The sequence below is a fragment of the Hydrogenophaga sp. FW305-3-2-15-A-LB1 genome (assembly GCF_058787875.1).
On sequence record NZ_JBYTAE010000062.1, the window covers coordinates 1 to 20,163 of the forward strand.

General features: G+C 69.6%; 18 protein-coding genes and 1 riboswitch. Of the genes, 9 read left to right on the top strand and 9 right to left on the bottom strand.

All coding sequences use genetic code 11. The annotated features are described in order from the left end of the window. The first annotated feature begins 281 nt into the window (after positions 1-281). From paaA to AC3WPZ_RS18695, 5 genes are read left to right on the top strand one after another with little or no spacing between them, the layout of a single operon-like run. The gene (gene paaA, locus AC3WPZ_RS18675; protein WP_382327556.1) at positions 282-1,295 is read left to right on the top strand and encodes a 1,2-phenylacetyl-CoA epoxidase subunit PaaA; all 1,014 of its coding nucleotides are present in this window, start codon (positions 282-284) and stop codon (positions 1,293-1,295) included. Further along, positions 1,292-1,588, top strand: a complete 297-nt coding sequence (paaB, locus tag AC3WPZ_RS18680) for a 1,2-phenylacetyl-CoA epoxidase subunit PaaB (RefSeq protein ID WP_382162383.1) — start codon at positions 1,292-1,294, stop codon at positions 1,586-1,588. The genes paaA and paaB overlap by 4 nt, the downstream gene beginning before the upstream one ends. Next, a complete protein-coding gene (gene paaC, locus AC3WPZ_RS18685) occupies positions 1,588-2,430 on the top strand; it encodes a 1,2-phenylacetyl-CoA epoxidase subunit PaaC (RefSeq protein WP_492440910.1) in 843 nt (280 codons plus the stop codon). The genes paaB and paaC overlap by 1 nt, the downstream gene beginning before the upstream one ends. A gap of 9 nt (positions 2,431-2,439) precedes the next feature. Next, positions 2,440-2,943, top strand: a complete 504-nt coding sequence (paaD, locus tag AC3WPZ_RS18690; RefSeq protein ID WP_492440912.1) for a 1,2-phenylacetyl-CoA epoxidase subunit PaaD — start codon at positions 2,440-2,442, stop codon at positions 2,941-2,943. 4 nt (positions 2,944-2,947) lie between these two features. Continuing rightward, entirely contained in the window at positions 2,948-4,054 is a 1,107-nt protein-coding gene (locus tag AC3WPZ_RS18695) for a 2Fe-2S iron-sulfur cluster-binding protein (protein ID WP_492440914.1), read from the top strand. A 13-nt stretch (positions 4,055-4,067) separates the two neighbouring features. On the opposite strand, the gene AC3WPZ_RS18700 is transcribed toward AC3WPZ_RS18695, so the two are convergent. From AC3WPZ_RS18700 to ahcY, 5 genes are all read right to left on the bottom strand, one after another. Then, positions 4,068-4,676, bottom strand: a complete 609-nt coding sequence (locus tag AC3WPZ_RS18700) for an OmpW/AlkL family protein (RefSeq protein WP_382323027.1) — start codon at positions 4,674-4,676, stop codon at positions 4,068-4,070. A 146-nt stretch (positions 4,677-4,822) separates the two neighbouring features. Further along, positions 4,823-5,257, bottom strand: a complete 435-nt coding sequence (locus tag AC3WPZ_RS18705) for a septal ring lytic transglycosylase RlpA family protein (RefSeq protein WP_382162399.1) — start codon at positions 5,255-5,257, stop codon at positions 4,823-4,825. Then, complete coding sequence (gene metF, locus AC3WPZ_RS18710) at positions 5,254-6,084, bottom strand: methylenetetrahydrofolate reductase [NAD(P)H] (RefSeq protein ID WP_382162402.1); 831 nt, start codon at positions 6,082-6,084, stop codon at positions 5,254-5,256. Before metF ends, AC3WPZ_RS18705 begins: the two co-directional genes overlap by 4 nt. Before the next feature lie 15 nt (positions 6,085-6,099). Continuing rightward, positions 6,100-6,852: a TlyA family RNA methyltransferase gene (locus tag AC3WPZ_RS18715; RefSeq protein WP_492440917.1), complete on the bottom strand. Its 753-nt coding sequence runs from the start codon at positions 6,850-6,852 to the stop codon at positions 6,100-6,102. Positions 6,853-6,860: 8 nt separating this feature from the next. Next, positions 6,861-8,291 (bottom strand): adenosylhomocysteinase, encoded by a 1,431-nt coding sequence (ahcY, locus tag AC3WPZ_RS18720; RefSeq protein WP_492440919.1) that lies wholly within the window; start codon positions 8,289-8,291, stop codon positions 6,861-6,863. Positions 8,292-8,358: 67 nt separating this feature from the next. Then, positions 8,359-8,447, bottom strand: a riboswitch (S-adenosyl-L-homocysteine riboswitch). Positions 8,448-8,549: 102 nt separating this feature from the next. Here ahcY and AC3WPZ_RS18725 point away from each other — a divergent pair. The 3 genes from AC3WPZ_RS18725 to AC3WPZ_RS18735 are packed head-to-tail and all read left to right on the top strand — an operon-like array spanning position 8,550 to position 11,016. Then, positions 8,550-9,350 (top strand): HAD-IIB family hydrolase, encoded by an 801-nt coding sequence (locus tag AC3WPZ_RS18725; RefSeq protein WP_444688950.1) that lies wholly within the window; start codon positions 8,550-8,552, stop codon positions 9,348-9,350. Beyond that, positions 9,347-10,600 (top strand): MFS transporter, encoded by a 1,254-nt coding sequence (locus tag AC3WPZ_RS18730; RefSeq protein WP_444688928.1) that lies wholly within the window; start codon positions 9,347-9,349, stop codon positions 10,598-10,600. The genes AC3WPZ_RS18725 and AC3WPZ_RS18730 overlap by 4 nt, the downstream gene beginning before the upstream one ends. 35 nt (positions 10,601-10,635) lie before the next feature. After that, a complete protein-coding gene (locus AC3WPZ_RS18735) occupies positions 10,636-11,016 on the top strand; it encodes a hypothetical protein (protein ID WP_444688929.1) in 381 nt (126 codons plus the stop codon). A 4-nt stretch (positions 11,017-11,020) separates the two neighbouring features. Here the strand turns inward: AC3WPZ_RS18735 and AC3WPZ_RS18740 are convergent, their stop codons facing one another. Next, complete coding sequence (locus AC3WPZ_RS18740; protein WP_382323022.1) at positions 11,021-11,347, bottom strand: hypothetical protein; 327 nt, start codon at positions 11,345-11,347, stop codon at positions 11,021-11,023. After that, positions 11,347-17,226: an excinuclease ABC subunit UvrA gene (gene uvrA / locus AC3WPZ_RS18745; RefSeq protein WP_444688930.1), complete on the bottom strand. Its 5,880-nt coding sequence runs from the start codon at positions 17,224-17,226 to the stop codon at positions 11,347-11,349. Before uvrA ends, AC3WPZ_RS18740 begins: the two co-directional genes overlap by 1 nt. Positions 17,227-17,356: 130 nt before the next feature. Here uvrA and AC3WPZ_RS18750 point away from each other — a divergent pair, with 130 nt between their 5' ends. Next, positions 17,357-18,490: an ABC transporter substrate-binding protein gene (locus tag AC3WPZ_RS18750; RefSeq protein ID WP_444688931.1), complete on the top strand. Its 1,134-nt coding sequence runs from the start codon at positions 17,357-17,359 to the stop codon at positions 18,488-18,490. A gap of 69 nt (positions 18,491-18,559) precedes the next feature. Here the strand turns inward: AC3WPZ_RS18750 and AC3WPZ_RS18755 are convergent, their stop codons facing one another. Together AC3WPZ_RS18755 and AC3WPZ_RS18760 are read right to left on the bottom strand one after the other, a co-directional pair. Beyond that, positions 18,560-19,525 (bottom strand): Bug family tripartite tricarboxylate transporter substrate binding protein, encoded by a 966-nt coding sequence (locus AC3WPZ_RS18755; RefSeq protein WP_444688932.1) that lies wholly within the window; start codon positions 19,523-19,525, stop codon positions 18,560-18,562. A 142-nt stretch (positions 19,526-19,667) separates the two neighbouring features. Then, on the bottom strand, positions 19,668-20,108 hold the full coding sequence (locus AC3WPZ_RS18760; RefSeq protein ID WP_291120538.1) for a universal stress protein: 441 nt from the start codon (positions 20,106-20,108) through the stop codon (positions 19,668-19,670). Positions 20,109-20,163: the final 55 nt, after the last annotated feature.

The window sequence follows — 20,163 nt, forward strand, 5'->3', positions numbered from 1 at the left end:
CCGCCCCCACCACCGCCGCAGGCGGTCAAGGTCAGCAGGGCCCCCAGGATCAAGCCCACACCAGCGAGTCGTTGTTCATCAGGAAGAGACAGGTGTTGCATGCGCTCCACTCTAGGGTCGGGCCGACGGAGTAAGGTAAGCGGATGTAGAAGACGACCGCTCTTCGGCCAGGCAGCGCCGCCGTTCCGAAAACCGTTGGGCGGGCGTTGCAAAATTAGCCGACCGATCGGTCGGCTAATTGGCTATACTGCGATCCGCACCCATTGCGCAGGAGATTCCGCATGTACACCCAGTCCTTCAATGTGCCCGACGCCGACGCCCAATCCGGCACCCCGCTCAAGGCCGTGCCCCACGACACCGCCCTGCAGGCGCACTTCGACGCCGTGATCGACGCCGACGGCAAGATCGAGCCGCGCGACTGGATGCCCGACGCCTACCGAAAGACGCTGGTGCGGCAGATCAGCCAGCACGCGCACAGCGAGATCGTGGGCATGCTGCCCGAGGGCAACTGGATCTCGCGCGCGCCCAGCCTCAAACGCAAGGCGATCCTGGTGGCCAAGGTGCAGGACGAAGGCGGCCACGGCCTGTACCTCTACAGCGCGGCCGAGACGCTGGGCACCAGCCGCGACCAGATGTTCGACGCGCTGCACAGCGGCAAGGCCAAGTACAGCTCCATCTTCAACTACCCCACGCTGACCTGGGCCGACGTGGGCGTGGTCGGCTGGCTGGTGGACGGCGCGGCGATCATGAACCAGATCCCGCTGTGCCGCTGCAGCTTCGGGCCCTATGCGCGCGCCATGATCCGGGTCTGCAAGGAAGAAAGTTTCCACCAGCGCCAGGGCTTCGAGTCGCTGATGACCATGATGCAGGGCACGGCCGAGCAGAAGGCCATGGTGCAGGACGCGGTGAACCGCTGGTGGTGGAAGTGCCTGGCCATGTTCGGCCCGCCCGACGCCGACAGCCCCAACAGCGTGCAGGGCATGCGCTGGGGCATCAAGCGCATCAGCAACGACGACCTGCGCCAGAAGTTCGTGGATGCGACCGTGCCGCAGGCCGAGGTGCTGGGCGTCACCCTGCCCGATCCGGCGCTGAAGTGGAACGAGGCACGCGGCCACCACGACTACGGCCAGATCGACTGGGACGAGTTTTGGGCCGTGGTCAACGGCGACGGCCCGTGCAACAAGGAACGCCTGGCCACCCGCGTGAAGGCCTGGAACGACGGCGCCTGGGTGCGCGAAGCCGCCCTCGCCCACGCCCGCAAACAACAGCAACGTGCCATGAAGGAGGCCGCATGAACACCACCACCTTGAAGGAATGGCCTCTCTGGGAGGTCTTCGTGCGCAGCAAGCAGGGCCTGGAGCACAAGCACTGCGGCAGCCTGCACGCCAGCGACGCCCAGCACGCGCTGCACCTGGCGCGCGACGTGTACACGCGGCGCCAGGAAGGCGTGAGCATCTGGGTCGTGCAAAGCAGCGGCATCACGGCCAGCGAGCCCGACAGCAAGGACAGCTTCTTCGACCCGGCCGCCGACAAGGTGTACCGCCATCCCACCTTCTACGAGATCCCCGACAAAGTGGGGCACATGTGATGAGCGGCACGGCACCGATCGACTACCTGCTGCACCTGGCCGACAACGCGCTGGTGCTGGGGCAGCGCAACGCCGAGTGGTGCGGCCACGGGCCCATCCTCGAAGAAGACCTCGCGCTGGCCAACAACAGCCTGGACCTGCTCGGCCAGGCCCGCCTGCTCTACCAGCACGCGGCCACGCTGATCAACGCCGACCCGGCCCAGGCGCAGCGCTTCGCCCACCTGCAGGGTGCGCGCACCCACGGCGCGGTGACCGAGGACACGCTGGCCTACTTCCGCGACACGCACGAATTCCGCAACCTCACGCTGCTGGAGCTGCCGCACAGCGGCCCGCTGGCCAGCACCGCGTCCGGCGACCGCGACTACGCGACCACCCTCGCGCGCAACTTCCTCTACAGCGCGCTCATGGTGCTGGTGTGGGACCGGCTGCAGACCTCGGCCGATGCGCAGCTCGCCGCCATCGCGGCCAAGTCGCTGAAGGAGGTGCGCTACCACCTGCGCCACGCCAGCGACTGGCTGGTGCGCTTCGGCGATGGCACCGACGAATCGCACGCCCGCGCGCAGGCCGCGCTGCAGCACCTGCTGCCCTACTGCCAGGAGTTCTGGATCGGCAACGAGGCCGAAACCGCCGCGGTGCACAACGGCACCGGCGTCGACGTGGCCGGCCTGCAGGCCGATTGGGACGCGCTGGTGGACGACACGCTGAACGAGGCCACGCTGCAGCGCCCCTCCGTGCAGGGTCATGTGCCGCAGGGCAAACACGGCGTGCACTCCGAGCACATGGGATTTCTGCTCGCCGAGATGCAGAGCCTGGCACGCACGCACCCGCAGGCCGTGTGGTGAGCGCCCACCATGCACACCGAAATCCATGACGCGCTCGCCGGCCTGGCCGACCCGGAAATCCCGGTGGTCAGCCTGAGCGAGCTCGGCATCCTGCGCGGCGTGCGCACCGGCGCGGACGGTGTTCCCGAGGTGGTGATCACGCCGACCTACAGCGGCTGCCCGGCCATGGGCCAGATCGAGGACGACGTGCGCGCCGCGTTGGCGAACGCGGGCCTCACCGCGCGCGTGGTCACGCAGCTCGCGCCGGCCTGGACCACCGACTGGATGACCGAAGCCGCGCGCGAGAAGCTGCGCGCCTACGGCATCGCGCCACCACAATGCGGCAGCGAGCCGCCGGCCTCCGCCGCGCCGCTGAAGTTCTCGCGCCAGGCCCTGCGCCGCGAGACCGTGCCCTGTCCGCAGTGTGGATCGACCCACACCACCGAGACCTCGCCCTTCGGCTCCACCGCCTGCAAGGCGATGTACCGCTGCCTCGACTGCCTGGAACCGTTCGACTACTTCAAGCCTTATTGACGCCATGTCCACCGCCGCCCGCTTCCACGAACTCCCGATCGCCCGCATCAGCCCCGAGGCCGCCGGCGCGGTGGCGATCACCTTCGCGATCCCACCCGAGCAGCGCGCCACCTTCGCGTTCGAGCCCGGCCAGTTCCTCACCGTGCGCGCCACCATCGACGGCCAGGACGTGCGGCGCAGCTACTCCATCAGCAGCCCGCGCAGCCTGCTCACGCAGCGCGGTGAACTCACGCTGGGCATCCGCCCCGTGGACGGCGGCGTGTTCTCCAACTGGGCCGCCACCGCCCTGAAGGCCGGCGACACGCTCAAGGCGATGCCGCCCGACGGCCGCTTCACCGTGCACAAGCCGCGCGCGGTGCACCGCGTGGGGTTCGCGGCCGGCTCGGGCATCACGCCCATCCTCTCGCTCATGGCCAGCACGCTGGAAGAGTCGCCCACCTCGAAGTTCACGCTCGTGTACGGCAACCGCCGCATGGGCAGCGTGATGTTCAACGAGTCGCTGCAGGACCTGAAGGACCGCTACGCGGACCGCCTCACGCTGATCCACATCCTCTCGCGCCAGGCGCAGGAAGTGCCGCTGCTCGAAGGCCGCATCGACGCCGACAAGGTGCGCGCCCTGATCGACACCCTGCTGCCCGTGGGCAGCATGGACGAGGTCTTCATCTGCGGCCCCGAAGCCATGATCGAGGCGACCGAAAAGGCCTTGCTCGATGCGGGCGTGCGCCCGGACCGCGTGCACACCGAGCGCTTCACCTCGCCCACGCTGGAGGCCTTGCCCGCCGCGCAGCGCCAGGCCGTGGTGCTCGGCCAGCCGGCCGTGCGCGCCGAGGGTGACGTGGCGCTCACCGTGGTGCTCGATGGCAAGCCGCACGAGCTGCGCATGAACCGCGACGAGCGCGTGCTCGACGTGGCCCTGAACGCCGGGCTGGACCTGCCCTGGTCGTGCCGGGGCGGCGTGTGCTGCACCTGCCGCGCCAAGGTGATGGAAGGCGCGGTGCAGATGGACAAGAACTTCACGCTCGAACCCTGGGAGACCGACAAGGGCTTCGTGCTGAGCTGCCAGGCGCGGCCCACCACCGACCGCGTGGTGGTGAGCTACGACGAGCGCTGAGGCCCGCGTTCCGTCAAAAGCGCCAGCCCAGGCCCACGCCGACCAGCACGGGGTCGGCCTTGAACTGGCCGATCTTCGCGCCACCGGCGCTCACGTCGGTCTTGATGAAGACCTTCTTCACATCGACGTTCAGGTAGAGCTGCTTGCTCAGCGGAATGTCCACCCCCACCTGCAGCGCCGGGCCGAAGCTGTGGCGCTTCACGTCGGCCGCGCCGCCCAGCAGGTGCACCGAGCTGAAGCGCGTGTAGTTGAGGCCCGCGCCCACGTAGGGCTTGAAGCCGGGCGCGTCGAAGTGGTACTGCACGGTCAGCGTGGGTGGCAGGTGGCGCAGCGTGCCGATGGCCGCGCCGTTGGACGTGAGGGTGTGTTTCTGCGGCACCGTGAGGATGAGCTCGGCCGCGAGGTGCTTGCTGAAGAAGTAGCTCACGTCGACTTCGGGCAAGCCCTTGTTGTTCATGGCCAGGCCCAGGCCGGTGCCGTCCTTGTCGGCGCTGTCCAGGTGCACGGCGCGGGCGCGCACGAGCACGCTGCCGGCCTGGAAGTCGTCCTGCGCCAGGGCGGCGCCCGAGGCGAGCAGGCAGGTGGACGCGAGGGCGGCCAGGGCGAAGTGGTGCGTATTCATGATGGTCTTCTGTGTTGCGTTGACTCGGGAGAATCCCCGCGTCCATTACAGAAGACCGTGCGTGGCGCGGCGTTGCGCCACGTCAAACCGGCCGGAGACCTGGCCCCGCTGGTGCGGGTTGCTTGACGCAGGTCAAGCCACGCGCTTCAGTCGCGCAACAGCACGACCCGGCCGACGCCGCCCTGCACGATGCCCAGCGCCGACGCGGCCGCGCGGCTGAGGTCGATGATGCGGCCCGGCACGTGCGGGCCGCGGTCGTTGATGCGCACCGTCACCTCCTTGCCCGTGCGGGCGTGGCGCACACGCACGCGGGTGCCGAACGGCAGGGTCTTGTGGGCCGCGGTGAGTTCGTTCATGTCGTAGACCTCGCCGCTGGCGGTGCGCCGGCCGTGGAAAGGCTCGCCGTACCAGGACGCCAGGCCCCGCGCGATGACGCTCTCGCTGGCGTCCGGGGTGTCGGTGTCGTCGGCCGAGGCATCGGGCACGCTGCCCAGGTCGGGCATGTCCGGCGCTCGCGTCGCGCAGCCGCCGAGCCACAACAAGGTGGCCAGCGCCAGCGTGACCGCGGGCTTGAGGCTCATGCAAGACCGAGGCGCTGGACGATGTCCGTCGTGGCCCCGCTCTGGTTCATGGTGTAGAAGTGCAGCCCCGGCACGCCGCCGCCGCGCAGGCGGTCGCACAGGTCGGTCACCACGTCCAGGCCGAAGGACTTGATGGACGCGGTGTCGTCGCCGAAGGCCTGCAGGCGCATGCGGATCCAGCGCGGGATCTCGGCGCCGCAGGCGTCGGAGAAGCGCATCAGCTGCGTGGAGCTGGTGATGGGCATGATGCCCGGCACCACCGGCACGTCCACGCCCACGCGCTGCAGCTCGTCACGGTAGCGGAAGTAGGCGTCGGCATTGAAGAAGTACTGCGTGATGCCCGAATCGGCACCGGCCTTCACCTTGGCCGCGAAGGCCTCGAGGTCGGCCTCGGGCGAGCGGGCCTGCGGGTGCGTTTCCGGGTAGGCCGCCACCTCGATGTGGAATCGGTCACCGGTCTCGGCGCGCACGAAGGCCACCAGGTCGCTGGCGTAGCGGAACTCGCCACCCACGCCGTAGCCGCTGGGCAGGTCACCGCGCAGGGCCACGATGCGGCGGATGCCGGCGGCCGCGTAGGCCGCCAGGCGCTCGCGGATGCTCGCGCTCGACTGGCCGATGCAGCTCAGGTGCGGCGCGGCGGGGCAGCCCTCGCCCATGATCTCGGTCACGGCCTGCAGCGTGCCGTCCTGCGTGGAGCCGCCGGCGCCAAAGGTCACCGAGCAGAACTCGGGCTTGAGCGCGTACAGCTGCTGGCGCACCGCGCGCAGCTTGACCGCGCCTTCGGGCGTCTTGGTCGGGAAAAATTCCAGGCTGATGGGAAGACTCACGGCCCCCTCCTTACATCACTTGCTCGCATACACAAAAAACTCGCGGTTGCCGTCACCCCCGGTGATCGCGCTCTCGACGTAGTCGCGCATCCGCAGGCCCTGCTCTTCGCAGGCCTGCGCGATGCGATCGCGCACGATGGCGTAACTCGCCGCGTCCTTCACCAGACCGCCCTTGCCGATGTGCCCGGGCTGCAGCTCGAACTGCGGCTTGACCAGCATCAGCATCTGCCCACCCGGCGCCAGCAGCGGCACCAGGGCCGGCCACACCAGGGTCTGCGAGATGAACGACAGGTCGCCCACGATCAGATCGAACGGCGGCGCGCCACCCGCGTCCTGCAGCGCCTGGGCCGAGAGATCGCGCGCGTTGCATTTTTCAATGCAGATCACGCGCGGATCGCCCTTGAGCTGCGGGTGCAGCTGGCCCTGGCCCACGTCCACCCCCACGACCCGCGCCGCGCCCCGCTGCAACAGGCAGTCGGTGAAACCGCCGCTGCTCTGCCCCACATCGAGGCAGCGCAGGCCGCTCACGTCCAGGCCGGTGTGGCGCAGCGCGCCTTCCAGCTTGAGGCCGCCGCGCGACACATAGCGCGTCTCCGCCGTGTCCAGCAGGCGCAGCTCGGCCGCGTCACGCAGCTCCTCGCCGTTCTTGGTGACCGCTGTCCAGTCGCCACCCGGCGCACGCCATTGCACGCCCGCGGCGATGAGCCGCTGGGCTTGCGAACGGGTGGCGGCCAGGCCGCGCTCGACGAGCAGCTGGTCGGCCCGCATGGGCGCGATCAATACCGGTAGGTGTCCGGCTTGTACGGGCCGGCCTTGCTCACGCCGATGTAGGCGGCCTGCTCGTCGGTCAGCTCGGTCAGCATGGCGCCAACCTTCTTCAGGTGCAGGCGCGCGACCTTCTCGTCCAGGTGCTTGGGCAGCACGTAGACCTGGCCCACTTCGTACTTCTTCGGCTGCGTGAACAGCTCGATCTGGGCAATGGTCTGGTTCGCGAACGAGCTCGACATCACGAAGCTGGGGTGGCCGGTGCCGCAGCCCAGGTTCACCAGGCGGCCCTTGGCCAGCAGGATGATCTTCTTGCCGTCGGGGAACTTGACGTGGTCGACCTGCGGCTTGATCTCTTCCCATTCGTACTTCTCGATCGAGGCGATGTCGATCTCGTTGTCGAAGTGGCCGATGTTGCAGACGATGGCCTGGTCCTTCATCGCGGCCATGTGGTTGTGCGTGATGATGGATTTGTTGCCGGTGGTGGTCACGAAGATGTCGGCCTTGTCGGCGGCGTACTCCATGGTCACGACCTTGTAGCCTTCCATCGCGGCCTGCAGGGCATTGATGGGGTCGATCTCGGTCACCCACACCTGGGCCGACAGCGCGCGCAGCGCCTGGGCCGAACCCTTGCCCACGTCACCGTAGCCGGCGACCACGGCGACCTTGCCGGCGATCATCACGTCGGTGGCGCGCTTGATGCCGTCGACCAGCGATTCGCGGCAGCCGTACAGGTTGTCGAACTTGCTCTTGGTCACCGAATCGTTCACGTTGATGGCGCGGAACGGCAGCGTGCCCCGGGCAGCCATTTCCTTCAGGCGGTGCACGCCGGTGGTGGTCTCTTCGGTCACGCCGATGATCTGGCTGGCCTTGCGGGTGTACCAGGTCGGGTCCTGCGCGAGCTTGGCCTTGATGGCGGCGAACAGGCAGGTTTCTTCTTCGCTGGTCGGCTTGCTGATGACCGAAAGGTCCTTCTCGGCCTTCTGGCCCAGGATCATCAGCAGCGTGGCGTCGCCGCCGTCGTCCAGGATCATGTTGGGGCCTTCGCCTTCCGTGCCGGCGGCGCCGAACTCAAAGATGCGGTGGGTGAAATCCCAGTACTCGGCCAGGGTCTCGCCCTTGTGCGCGAACACCGGCGTGCCCTGCGCGACCAGCGCGGCGGCGGCGTGGTCTTGCGTGGAGAAGATGTTGCACGAAGCCCAGCGCACGCTCGCGCCCAGGGCCTGCAGGGTTTCGACCAGCACCGCGGTCTGGATCGTCATGTGGATGCTGCCGGTGATGCGCGCGCCCTTGAGCGGCTTGGCGGCGGCGAATTCCTCGCGGATGGCCATCAGGCCGGGCATTTCGGTTTCCGCAATGCGGATTTCCTTGCGGCCCCACTCGGCCAGGGAAAGGTCGGCGATCGCGCTGTCGGCGGTCGGGTTGTTCAGACGTGCATTCATGGTTCGCTCCGGAAAGGATGGACAAACCACATCTGGCATTGAGTCAAAAAGAACTCATCGCACGGGATGTGGATGAGCGTCGTTGCATGGATGGTCCGAGCCTCACGCCCCGCTGCTGAAGTGTTCAGTGGGGGCGCTGCAACGCTCCTCGGATCGCGCGATTCTACCGCAGCGGCCTCGATCTGCCCCCTGCCGCGCGTCGCCGGTGGCACCTGCGGCGCCCGGGGCCCTGTGCGACACTGCCCGCCTTCCATGCGCATGAATCCCCTCACCCTCTGGCCCGCCACGGACCGCGCCCGCATCCACGGCGTGCTGACCGACATCGACGACACCCTCACGACCGAGGGCGCGATCACCCCCGATGCCCTGGACGCCTTGCACCGCCTGCGCACCGCCGGCCTGCCGGTGTTCGCCATCACGGGCCGGCCCGCCGGCTGGAGCGAGGCCTTCGCGCTGGCCTGGCCGGTGGACGCCATCGTGGCCGAGAACGGCGCCGTGGCGCTGTGGCGCGGCGACTCGGGCGAACTCAGGCGCGACTACCTGCAGGACGCGGCCACGCGCGCCGCCCATTTCGCGAAGCTGCAGGCCACCGCGCGGCGCGTGCTCGCCGAGCTGCCGCAGGCCCGCCTGGCCACCGACAGCCCGGGGCGCGAGACCGACATCGCGATCGACCACAGCGAGTTCGCCCACCTGAGCGAAGCCGACATCGCCACGGTGGTGCAACTCATGAAAAGCGAGGGCCTCAACGCCACCGTGAGCTCCATCCACATCAACGGCTGGATCGGCGAGCACGACAAGCTGGCCGGTGCGCGCTGGATCGTGCGATCGCGCCTGGGCCGCTCGCTCGACGACGAACTCGACCGCTGGGTCTACGTCGGCGACTCGACCAACGACGCGCGCATGTTCGGCCATTTCCCGCACAGCGTGGGCGTGGCCAACGTCGCGCGCTTCTGGGGCGCGCTCACGCAGCACCCGCGCTACGTGGCGGCGGGCGAACGCGGCGCGGGCTTCACCGAGGTGGCCGAGGCGGTGCTGGGCGCGCGGGCCGTGGGCGCATGAGCGAACACCCGCTGCCGCCCACCGGCACACTGCCGGAGCACCCACCCGCCCAGGCCCGGCTCGGCCTGGTCGCGATCTTCGGCTCCACCTTTTTCGAACTGGTGGGCTACTTCATGCTCACGCCGCTGCTGCTGTTGCGCCTCAAGGGCGGCGGCGAATCGACCGCGCTGGCCGGTGTGTTCGCCGCCAGCGGCTGGCTCGGCGTGTTCTTCATGACGCCGTTCGCTTCGGCCATCACGCAGCGCCTGGGCCGGCGGCCCACGCTGTGGCTGGCCGCGCTGATCCCGGTGATCGCCACCGCCGGCTTCGCCTTCACGCCGCTGCTGTGGCTCTGGTTCGTGTTCAAGATCGCCGCCGGCATGGCCTCGGGCCTGCGCTGGGTGCTGGCCGAGGCCGTGGTGGCCGAGTTCTCGCCGCCCGGGCAGCGCGGGCGCTACGTGGGCATCTTCGAGACCATGGTGGGCATCACCTTCGTGGTCGGCCCGCTCATGCTGGCCTGGGTCGGCGCCGACAGCGACGCGGCCCTGTGGATCGCGCTCGGCTTCATGGCCATCGGCCTGGTCTGGAGCCTGCTGATCCCGCGCCTGCCCGACGCGGCCGACGCGCACAGCGCGAAGGTGGGCCTGTCGGGCGTGTGGCACGCGCTGCTGGCCCATCCGCTGATCATGACCGTGGGCTTCGTCGGCGGTTTCTTCGAAAGCGGCCTCACGTCCATCCTGCCGCTCTACGGCCTGGCGCTGGGCCTGGGCGCCACCGTGGCGGCGCTGCTGGTCTCGGCCAGCGGCCTGGGCAGCGCGCTCATGATGCTGCCGGCCGGCGTGCTGGCCGACCGCATGGCCCACCACCCGGCGCAGCGCTGGGGCGACGGCCACCGCGCGCGCCTGGCGATCATGCGGGTCTGCGCCCTGATCACCCTGCTGGCCACCTTGGTCATCCCCTTCGTGGCCGGCACGCCCTGGCTGGCCGCGCCCGTGGCCTTCCTCTGGGGCGGCGCGGGCGGTTGTCTGTACACGCTGGCGATGATCGACATCGGCTCGCGCGAGGAAGGCATCACCCTGGTCAACAGCACCGCCGTGCTGGTGCTGTCCTACACCCTGGGCGGGGTGCTCGCGCCCGCGCTGGGCGCCGCCGCGCTGCAGTGGGCGCCCACGCTGGGCTTCCCGGCCCTGCTGCTGTCGGTCGCCGGCCTGGGCTGGTGGCTGTTGAGACGGACCGTTTCGGCCCCATCTGAAGGAACCCCACGCGGCTGAGGGCCTCCTAACCTGACAAGAGAAAGGATCTCCCCATGGCCATTCCCTGGCTGGTTGCCCTGAAAGTGATCCCCTGGGGGGACGTGATCGAACACGCGCCCACGGTGCTCAACGCCGCGCGCAAGCTGCTGGACCGCTCGAAGGCGCCACCCGCCGGCACGACCGCGCCGGTGCCGCTGGACCTGGGCGACGCCCCGCCCACCCTGGGTGAACTCAAGAACCGCCTGATCGAAGCGCGGCAGCTGATCGACCAGCAGGCTGCGGTGCAGGCCCAGATGGCGCAGACCCTGACCGAACTGGCCGAGCAGAACGCGCGCCTGGTGGGTGCCGTGGACCTGCTGCGCAAGCGCACGCGCCTGCTGATGGGGGCCCTGGCCGTGCTGGCGGTGGGCGTGGTCTGGCTGCTCGCGCGCTGAGCGCTCAGCCGCCGCGCTCGGCCTGCAACGCCGCGTCGCACCCCACGCCGGCCGCGATCCAGCGCCGCGCCAGCCGCTGGAACACCGGCGCCGCCCAGCGCCAGCGCGGGCCCAGCACGCCCCGCGCGTCGGTGATGGCGCCACAGCGGTAGACCGACAAGGCGCCGTCCCAGCGCAGCGCGTCGCACGCGCCCACGCGCTTGCGCGAAATCACCCGCCCCAAAGGACAAGGCTCGGCCAGGCAACACACCCCGCAGCCGTTGCACGGCGCGCCCAGAACCGGCTTGGCCGGCGCCTCGGCGTGGATGTGGATGACCTGGCCCTCGGGCATCACGTCCTGGCCAGCACCGGCCCCAGCACACGCCCGGTGTGCGTGTCCAGGCGCACCACCTCGTCGGGTGGCGCGGCGGCCACGATGCGGCCCCCGCCGTTGCCACCCTCGGGGCCCAGGTCGATGATCCAGTCGGCCTCGGCCATCACGTCCAGGTCGTGCTCGATCACCACCACGCTGTGGCCGCCGTCCACCAGGCGGTGCAGCACGCGAATCAGCTTCTCCACGTCGGCCATGTGCAGGCCCACCGTGGGCTCGTCGAGCACGTAGAGCGTGTGCGGTGGCTTCTGGCCCCGGCGCGTGACGTCGTCGCGCACCTTGCTGAGTTCGGTCACCAGCTTGATGCGCTGCGCCTCCCCGCCGCTGAGCGTGGGGCTGGGCTGGCCCAGCGTGAGGTAGCCCAGACCCACGTCCTTGAGCAGCTGCAGCGGGTGGCTGATGTTGGGCATGCTGGCGAAGAAGTCCACCGCCTCGTCCACCTCCATCTGCAGCACGTCGCCGATGCTCTTGCCCTTCCAGGTCACGGCCAGCGTCTCGGGGTTGAAGCGCGCGCCGTGGCAGACCTCGCAGGGCACCTTCACGTCGGGCAGGAAGCTCATCTCGATGGTGCGCATGCCCTGCCCTTCGCAGCCCGGGCAGCGGCCTTCGCCGGTGTTGAAGCTGAAGCGGCCGGGGCCGTAGCCGCGCGCCTTGGCCTCCAGCGTGTCGGCGAACAGCTTGCGCACCGTGTCCCAGAAGCCGATGTAGGTGGCTGGGCAGCTGCGCGGCGTCTTGCCGATCGGCGTCTGATCGACTTCGAGCACGCGGTCCACGGTCTCGAAACCACTCACGCTGGCGCAGCCGCTCCAGGCGGGGTGCTTGCCCTTGTCCATGGCGTCGCGCCCGGCCTTGGTGCTGCGCTGGCTCACGGCGGCGGCCACGTTGGTCAGCAGCACGTCGCGCGCGAGCGTGGACTTGCCCGAGCCCGACACGCCAGTGATGACCACCAGGCGCTGCAGCGGCACCGCGGCGTCGAGCTCGTTCAGGTTGTGCAGTTTCGCGCCGCGCACGCGCAGCCAGGGCGCGCTGTCGTCCAGCGCCGGCAGCACGCCACGGCGCGCCTGCAGCGGGTGCTTCATCGCGTGCAGCAGGTAGCGCCCGGTCACCGAGTCGGCGTTGGCCGAGAGGTCGTCCACCGAACCCTGGGCCACCACGCGCCCGCCGCGCTTGCCCGCGCTCGGGCCGATGTCGATGATATGGTCGGCGCGGCGGATGGTGTCCTCGTCGTGCTCCACCACCACCAGGGTGTTGCCCTGGTCGCCGAGCTTGTGCAGCGCGTTGAGCAGGATGGCGTTGTCGCGCGCGTGCAGGCCGATGGTGGGCTCGTCGAGCACGTAACACACGCCCTGCAGGTTGCTGCCCAGCTGCGCCGCCAGGCGGATGCGCTGCGCCTCGCCGCCGCTGAGCGTGGGCGCGCCGCGGTCCAGCGTGAGGTAGTTCAGGCCCACCTCTTCGAGGAAGGCCAGCCGGCTTTCGATCTCGGGCAGCAGGTCGCGCGCGATGTCGGCCTCGCGCGCGCTGAGCGCCAGGTCTTTCATGAGTCCCTGCACCCAGGCGCGCACCTCGCGCACCGAAAGGCGGGCCACGTCGGCAATGCCCACGCCGGCGAAACGCACCGAGCGGGCCTGCAGGTTCAGGCGCTTGCCCGAGCAGAACGGGCAGACCTCGTCCGTCACGCCATCCACCTCGGGTTCGGCAAAACTCTGCTCGCGGCCTTTTTCCTTGTCGTCGCGCACCGAATCGTCCAGCGCCTTGAGCTGGTCGCGCGAGAGCTTCACGCCGGTGCCCACGCAGTCGGGGCACCAGCCATGTTTGCTGTTGTACGAGAAGAGGCGCGGGTCGAGTTCGGGGTAGCTGGTGGCGCACTCCGGGCAGGCGCGCGTGGTGGAAAACACCTCCAGCTTGCCGAGCTCGCGCGTGGACCGGCCTTCGGCCAGCGCCTGGGCCAGGCCGTCCAGCGGCGAGAGCACGTGCACCTGGCCCTTGCCGATCTCCAGCGCCTTGGTGAGCTGCTGGCGCAGCGCGGTCTCGTCGTCGGCGCTGACCACGAAGTCGGCCACCGGCAGTTCGATGGTGTGCTCCTTGAAGCGGTCGATGCGCGGGAAGCCGGTGGTGGGCAGGAACTCGCCGTCCACCCGCAGGTGGGTGTGGCCACGCGGGCGCGCCCAGTCGGCCAGCTCGGTGTACACGCCCTTGCGGTTGACCACCAGCGGCGCGAGCAGGCCGATGTGCCGGCCCTTGTAGCGCGCCAGGATAGCGGCGACGATGCTGTCGGGGCTTTGCGGCATCACGACCGCGCCGTCGTACATGCAGTGCTGCGTGCCCAGCTTCACGTACAGCAGGCGCAGGAAATGCCAGACCTCGGTGGTGGTGCCCACGGTGGACTTGCGGCCGCCGCGCGAGAGGCGCTGTTCGATCGCCACCGTGGGCGGGATGCCATAGACCGCGTCCACCTCGGGCCGGCCCGCGGGCTGCACGATGCTGCGCGCATAGGCGTTGAGGCTCTCCAGGTACCGCCGCTGGCCTTCGTTGAACAGGATGTCGAAAGCCAGCGTGGACTTGCCCGAGCCGCTCACGCCGGAGATGACGTTGAACTTGCCGCGCGGAATGTCCACGCTCAGGTTCTTGAGGTTGTGCTCCTTGGCGTTGACGATGCGGATGGCGTGGGCGTGTGGCCCCTCGTTGCGCGCGCGCGCCGGCTGCAGGCCCTTGGCCCGGCCTTCGCGCACTTCGTGCACCTCGCCCATGGCCAGCGCGTACTCGCGCAAGGCCTTCGCGGTGTGGCTGCTGGCGTGCTCGCGCACGGCCTCGGGCGGGCCCTCGGCCACGATCAGGCCGCCCGCATCGCCGCCCTCGGGACCCAGGTCGATCAGCCAGTCGGCCGAGCGGATCACGTCCAGGTTGTGCTCGATCACCACCAGCGAGTGGCCGGCGTCGAGCAGCTTGCGCAGGCTGCGCATGAGCTTGGCGATGTCGTCGAAGTGCAGGCCGGTGGTGGGCTCGTCGAACAGGAACAGCGTGCCCTTGCGCGCCACCGCCTGGCGGCTCGCGCTGCTGTTCTTCGAAGCCTCGGCCAGGAAGCCCGCGAGCTTGAGGCGCTGCGCCTCGCCGCCCGAGAGCGTGGGCACGGGCTGGCCCAGCTTCACGTACTCCAGGCCCACGTCCACGATGGGCTGCAGCACGCGGATCACCTCGCGGTCGCCCGCGAACAGCGCGGCGGCCTCGCTCACGGTGAGGTCCAGCACGTCGGCCACGTTGAGCGAACGGCCTCCGCGCTGGATCTTCACCTCCAGGATTTCGGGCCGGTAGCGTTTGCCGTCGCAGTCCGGGCAGCGCAGGTACACGTCGCTCAGGAACTGCATCTCCACGTGCTCGAAGCCCGAGCCGCCGCAGGTGGGGCAACGCCCGTCGCCGCTGTTGAAGCTGAACTTGGCCGGCGTGTAGCTGCGCTGGCGCGACAACGGCGCCTCGGCGAACAGCGCGCGGATCGCGTCCCACGCGCCCACGTAGCTCACCGGGTTGGAGCGCGCCGTCTTGCCGATGGGCGACTGGTCGACGAACACGACCTCGCTCAGGTGGTCGGCCCCGAGCAGGCGGTCGTGCGCGCCCGGGCTCTCGGTGGACTTGCCGAAGTGGCGCAGCAGCGCGGGCGCCAGCACGTCCTGGATCAGGCTGGACTTGCCCGAGCCCGACACGCCGGTGACCACCACCAGGCGTTGCAGCGGGAACTCGACCGACACGTCCTTGAGGTTGTGTTCGCGCGCGCCTTCGAGGATGAGGCGCGGCGTGCTGTCGGTGACCATGCGCTTGAAGCCCATGCCGATGGTCTTGCGCGAACCGAGGTAGGCGCCGGTGAGGGTGTCGGCCGAGCGGATCGCCTCGGGCGTGCCGTCGAACACGATCTGCCCGCCGCGCTCGCCCGGGCCCGGGCCCATGTCGATCAGGCGGTCGGCCGCGAGCATCACGGCCGGGTCGTGCTCCACCACCACCAGCGTGTTGCCGGCGTCGCGCAGGCGCAGCATGGCGTCGTTGATGCGCGCCATGTCGCGCGGGTGCAGGCCGATGCTGGGTTCGTCGAGCACGAACAGGGTGTTCACCAGCGAGGTCCCCAGCGCGGTGGTGAGGTTGATGCGCTGCACCTCGCCACCGCTGAGCGTGCGGCTCTGGCGGTCCAGCGTGAGGTAGCCGATGCCGACCTCGCAGAGGTAGCGGATGCGGGTGTTGATTTCCTCGAACAGCAGGCGCAAGGCCTGGGCCTGGCCGGCGGCGGCCGTGTCGCTGCCCACGGGCGCCAGCGTGGCGTCGAGCGCGGCGAAGAAGCCGCGCAGCTTGTCCAGCGGCATCAGCATCAGGTCGTGCAGGCACAGACCGGGCATGGCTTCGAGCTGCGCGCGGCTCCACTTCACGCCCTGCGGCAGGTAGCGCTTCTGCGCGGGCAGCACCGCGTCGGCCTGGGCCTTGCTGCCGATGCGCCAGAGCAGGCTGTCGGTCTTGAGGCGCGCGCCGTGGCAGCTCGGGCACTCGGTGTAGCTGCGGTACTTGGACAGCAGCACCCGGATGTGCATCTTGTAGGCCTTGCTCTCCAGGTACTCGAAGAAGCGGTCGACGCCATACCACTGCTGGTTCCACTTGCCGTTCCACAAGGGCGAACCGGCCTTCACCCAGTGCTGCTGCTCGGGCGTGAGCTTGGCCCAGGGTGTGTCGCGCGGGATGCCGGCGGACTCGGCGTGCCGCATCATGTCGTCCTGGCATTCCTTCCACGCGGGTGTCTGGAACACCTTGACCGCGCCGGCGCGCAGCGTGAGCTTGTCGTTGGGGATGACCAGGCCGTAGTCCACCCCGATCACGCGCCCGAAGCCCCGGCAGGCCTCGCAGGCGCCCACCGCCGAGTTGAACGAGAACATCGAGGGCGTGGGTTCGCTGTAGCGGATGTCGCTTTCCGGGCAGTGCAGACCGGTGCTGAAGCGCCAGATCTCGGGCTCGCCTTCTTCGGCCAGCACATAGACCATCAGCTTGCCGCTGCCGCGCTTGAGGCCGGCTTCGATCGCCTCCATCGCGCGCGCCGGCTCGACCGTGCCGATGCGGAAGCGGTCGGCCACCACGTCGAGCACCTTGACCGATTCGCTGGCCACCGCCTTGGCCTTGCCCTTGGCGGGGGTCTTGGACTCCACCGGCGCCACCTCGCGCTGCACCACCCGCTCGGCCTGCACGCGGGTGTAACCGCTGGCCGAGAGCCATTGTTCGACTTCCTCAGCGGTGGTGCTGGCCGGCAACTCCACCGGGAAAGTCAGCACCAGGCGCGGATCGCCCTGGCGCGCCGCGCGCGCCTTGAGCTCGGCATAGATCGATTCGGGCGAATCGTGCCGCACCGGCAGCGCTGTCTCGCGGTCGAACAGGTCGGCGCCGCGCGCGAACAGCAGCTTGAGGTGGTCGTTGAGCTCCGTCATGGTGCCCACGGTGGAGCGCGAGGAGCGCACCGGGTTGGTCTGGTCGATCGCGATCGCCGGCGGCACACCGTCGACCCGGTCGACGGCCGGTTTGTCCATGCGGTCCAGGAACTGGCGCGCGTAGGCGCTGAAGGTCTCGACGTAGCGGCGCTGGCCTTCGGCGAACAGGGTGTCGAACACGAGGCTGGACTTGCCCGAGCCGCTGGGCCCGGTGACCACGGTGAGCTCACCCGTGCGGATGTCGAGGTCGAGGTTCTTGAGGTTGTGCTGGCGCGCGCCCCGGATGCGGATCAGCCCGGAGCCGCCTTCCGTCGGGTGGTCGCGCCCTTCGGCCTCGGACACGGTTGAAATCGCGCCCACGGGTGGATCGGCGGGCAGAAAGGCATCGGACATGCATGGGCTCCAGAGGGGGACGCAAAGATTCTACGGAGGGGTGTGACAAAACATCGGTGCGGTAGGTCATATCCACAATTTCCCGCGCCCGCGGGCTGCATAGACTCGGCTCACCCAAGGAGACGCCTATATGAAACGGATTCGCTTGTTTTCAAGCCCGGTCTGGACCGCCTGGGGGCTGGCCGGGTTGCTGGTGTTCGCGGCCCCCGCCTGGGCCCAGCTGCGCGTGGGCATGCCCTCGGGCTTCAGCGGCTCGGTGGCGGCGGGGGTGAAGGAGAACCACGAAGGGGCCCAGCTGTACTTCGACACCATCAACGCGCGGGGCGGTGTCAACGGCCAGAAGATCGAGCTGATCACGGTGGACGACAAGTTCGACCCCAAGGTCACGGTGGAGGTGGCGCGCGAACTGGTCACGAAACAGCGGGTGCTGGCCCTGTTCCTGAACCGCGGCACGCCGCATTCGCAGGCCCTGCTGCCCATGCTGGCCGAGCTCAAGGTGCCGCTGGTCGGGCCAAGCACCGGCGCCATGGCGCTGCACCAGCCGGTCAACCCCTGGGTGTTCAACGTGCGCGCCACCTACCAGCGCGAGGCCGCCAAGGCCATCGAACACCTGGCGAGCATCGGCATCACGCGCATCGCGGTGCTGGAGACCGACGATTCCTTCGGCGCCGATTCGGCGGCCGGGGCGCTCAAGGGCTTCGACAAGGCCAAGCTCAAGCCGGTGCTGCATGAAAAGTTCCCGCGCGACAAACCCGACTTCACCGATCTGTCCAAGCGGGTCAACGAGAGCAACGCGCAGGCGGTGATGGTGATCGGCTCGGCCGGCAACACCGCCAACGCGGTCAAGGCGGTGCGCACCGCCGGTTCGCGCGCGCAGGTGGTCACGCTCTCGAACAACGCCTCGGACGGCTTCATCAAGCTGCTGGGCGAACACGCGCGCGGCGTGATCGTGACGCAGGTGTTCCCCAACGAGCGCTCGGTGGCCTATGGCCTGATCAAGGAAGCGCAGGAATTCGCCAAGGCCAAGGGCCTGGCGGGTGTGTCGCCCGCCATGATGGAAGGCTACGCCGCCGCCAAGGTGCTGACCGAAGGCCTGCGCCGCGCCGGCCCGAATCCCACGCCCGTGGCCCTGCGCGACGCGCTGGAGAACCTGAAGAGCTACGACCTGGGTGGCCTGACCGTGCATTACAGCCCGAGCAACCACACCGGGCTGGATTTCGCCGACCTGTCCATCGTGGACGCCAGCGGCAAATTCCGCCGCTGACCCAAAAAAAAGACGCGGCACCGGGCGGCGCCGCGTCAACACCCCACAAAGGGCCCCTTGCGCGCCGGGCTACAACATGCCCGACAGGAACAGGATCGCCGTCGTGGCGGCGTACTCGAATTCGACGAAGGCCTCGAAGTCCCGGCCCGTGGTGAACGCGGGCGTCCAGCCATGGCGCTCGGCGGCCTGCCGCCAGGCCGGCGACTTCACGGCCTCGGCCACCGCCTGCGTGAGCGCGGCGCGCTGAGCGTCGCTGATGCCGGGCGCGCCGTAGACGCCGCGCCAGTTGCCGATGGTGACGTCGTAGCCCTGCTCCTTGAGCGTGGGCACGTCCGGCAAGCCGGGCAGGCGCCGTTGCGCGGTCACACCGAGCAAGCGCAGCTGGCCTCGGGCGATGCCCTGGGCCAGTTCCCCGTAACCACCGCCCACCACGTCGATCTCGCCCTTGAGCAAGGCGGCCACCGCGTCCGCGCCGCCGCCATGGGGCAGGTAGCGGATCTCCCGCGGCGGCACGCGCAGGCTGCGCGCGAACATCGAGACGGCGATGTGCTCGGTCGAGGCCTTCGAACCGCCCCCGAAGCGCACGCTGCCGGGGGCCTGGCGCAGCCGCTCGGCGACGGCGCCCAGCGACCGGATCGGGGAGCCGGCGGCCACGGCGAAGGCGCTGTACTCGCTGGTGAGGCGAGCGATCGGCGTGCACTGCTGCAGCTGGCGCAGCGGGGTCTTCGACGACACCAGGCCACCGATCATGACCGCGCCCATGATGAGCAGGGCATTCGGCTGACCCCGCGCCTCCTGGACGAAGGCGGCCAGGCCCAGGGTGCCCGCGGCGCCGCCCTGGTTGTCGTAGGCGGCCTCGCGGTAGCGCCCGGTCGCGACCATCGCCGCACCGAGCGCGCGGCCGGTGGCGTCCCAGCCGCCGCCCGCGCTCGCGGGGATCAGCACGGACAGGCGATCCGCGCCGCTGGCGCGCGCGGGCAGGCAAGACGCCGCCGCCCAGCCACCCAGTGCCATGAGGAATTGATTGCGCCGCATGTCTCCTCCGGTGTGGCGCGGCACGGCGCGCCATCTGTGGAAGAGATGCTAGGAAGCCCCGCTGTCAACTCGCTGTCAGCGGGTCAGGCAGGGGCCCCATCCAAGGGTTCACCCCGATGGGCAGGCGCCGAACGGTCGGCCCTCAGCCCTTGACGATCAGCACCGGCACCTTGGCGTGCGTCAGCACCTTCTGCGCCACGCTGCCCAGGATCAGCGCCTTCACGCCCTGGCGGCCGTGCGAGCCCATCACGATCAGGTCGCAGCCTTCGGCCTCGGCCGTTTCGATGATGCCTTCGTAGACCACGTTGCGTTCGATGGTGTCACCCGCCGCGAACACCACGCCCTGGGCCTCGCAGGCCTGGCGCACCGCGTCCAGCGCCTGGCCGGCCGCGCTCTTGGCTTCGGTCAGGTAGGCCTGCAGGCCCACGGCCGAGGCGTCGCCGATGCCGATGTACGGAAACGGGTCGATCACGTTGACGCCGATGATCTGCGCGTTCAGGCTCTTGGCCAGCCCCAACGCGACCGTGGTGGCCTGCGCGGCCAGCGTGGAACCGTCGGTGGGCACGAGAATTTTCTTGAACATGGTGGCTCTCCTTGCATGAGATGTGAACCGCCCCACCCGTCGGGCGGAGGGTTCA

Excerpts from the sequence above, each read along its gene's own strand:
- paaA (WP_382327556.1), top strand. The coding sequence starts at position 282 with ATGTACACCCAGTCCTTCAATGTGCCCGACGCCGACGCCCAATCCGGC.
- paaB (WP_382162383.1), top strand. The coding sequence starts at position 1,292 with ATGAACACCACCACCTTGAAGGAATGGCCTCTCTGGGAGGTCTTCGTG.
- paaC (WP_492440910.1), top strand. The coding sequence starts at position 1,588 with ATGAGCGGCACGGCACCGATCGACTACCTGCTGCACCTGGCCGACAAC.
- paaD (WP_492440912.1), top strand. The coding sequence starts at position 2,440 with ATGCACACCGAAATCCATGACGCGCTCGCCGGCCTGGCCGACCCGGAA.
- AC3WPZ_RS18695 (WP_492440914.1), top strand. The coding sequence starts at position 2,948 with ATGTCCACCGCCGCCCGCTTCCACGAACTCCCGATCGCCCGCATCAGC.
- AC3WPZ_RS18700 (WP_382323027.1), bottom strand. The coding sequence starts at position 4,676 with ATGAATACGCACCACTTCGCCCTGGCCGCCCTCGCGTCCACCTGCCTG.
- AC3WPZ_RS18705 (WP_382162399.1), bottom strand. The coding sequence starts at position 5,257 with ATGAGCCTCAAGCCCGCGGTCACGCTGGCGCTGGCCACCTTGTTGTGG.
- AC3WPZ_RS18715 (WP_492440917.1), bottom strand. The coding sequence starts at position 6,852 with ATGCGGGCCGACCAGCTGCTCGTCGAGCGCGGCCTGGCCGCCACCCGT.
- ahcY (WP_492440919.1), bottom strand. The coding sequence starts at position 8,291 with ATGAATGCACGTCTGAACAACCCGACCGCCGACAGCGCGATCGCCGAC.
- AC3WPZ_RS18725 (WP_444688950.1), top strand. The coding sequence starts at position 8,550 with ATGAATCCCCTCACCCTCTGGCCCGCCACGGACCGCGCCCGCATCCAC.
- AC3WPZ_RS18730 (WP_444688928.1), top strand. The coding sequence starts at position 9,347 with ATGAGCGAACACCCGCTGCCGCCCACCGGCACACTGCCGGAGCACCCA.
- AC3WPZ_RS18735 (WP_444688929.1), top strand. The coding sequence starts at position 10,636 with ATGGCCATTCCCTGGCTGGTTGCCCTGAAAGTGATCCCCTGGGGGGAC.
- AC3WPZ_RS18740 (WP_382323022.1), bottom strand. The coding sequence starts at position 11,347 with ATGCCCGAGGGCCAGGTCATCCACATCCACGCCGAGGCGCCGGCCAAG.
- uvrA (WP_444688930.1), bottom strand. The coding sequence starts at position 17,226 with ATGTCCGATGCCTTTCTGCCCGCCGATCCACCCGTGGGCGCGATTTCA.
- AC3WPZ_RS18750 (WP_444688931.1), top strand. The coding sequence starts at position 17,357 with ATGAAACGGATTCGCTTGTTTTCAAGCCCGGTCTGGACCGCCTGGGGG.
- AC3WPZ_RS18755 (WP_444688932.1), bottom strand. The coding sequence starts at position 19,525 with ATGCGGCGCAATCAATTCCTCATGGCACTGGGTGGCTGGGCGGCGGCG.
- AC3WPZ_RS18760 (WP_291120538.1), bottom strand. The coding sequence starts at position 20,108 with ATGTTCAAGAAAATTCTCGTGCCCACCGACGGTTCCACGCTGGCCGCG.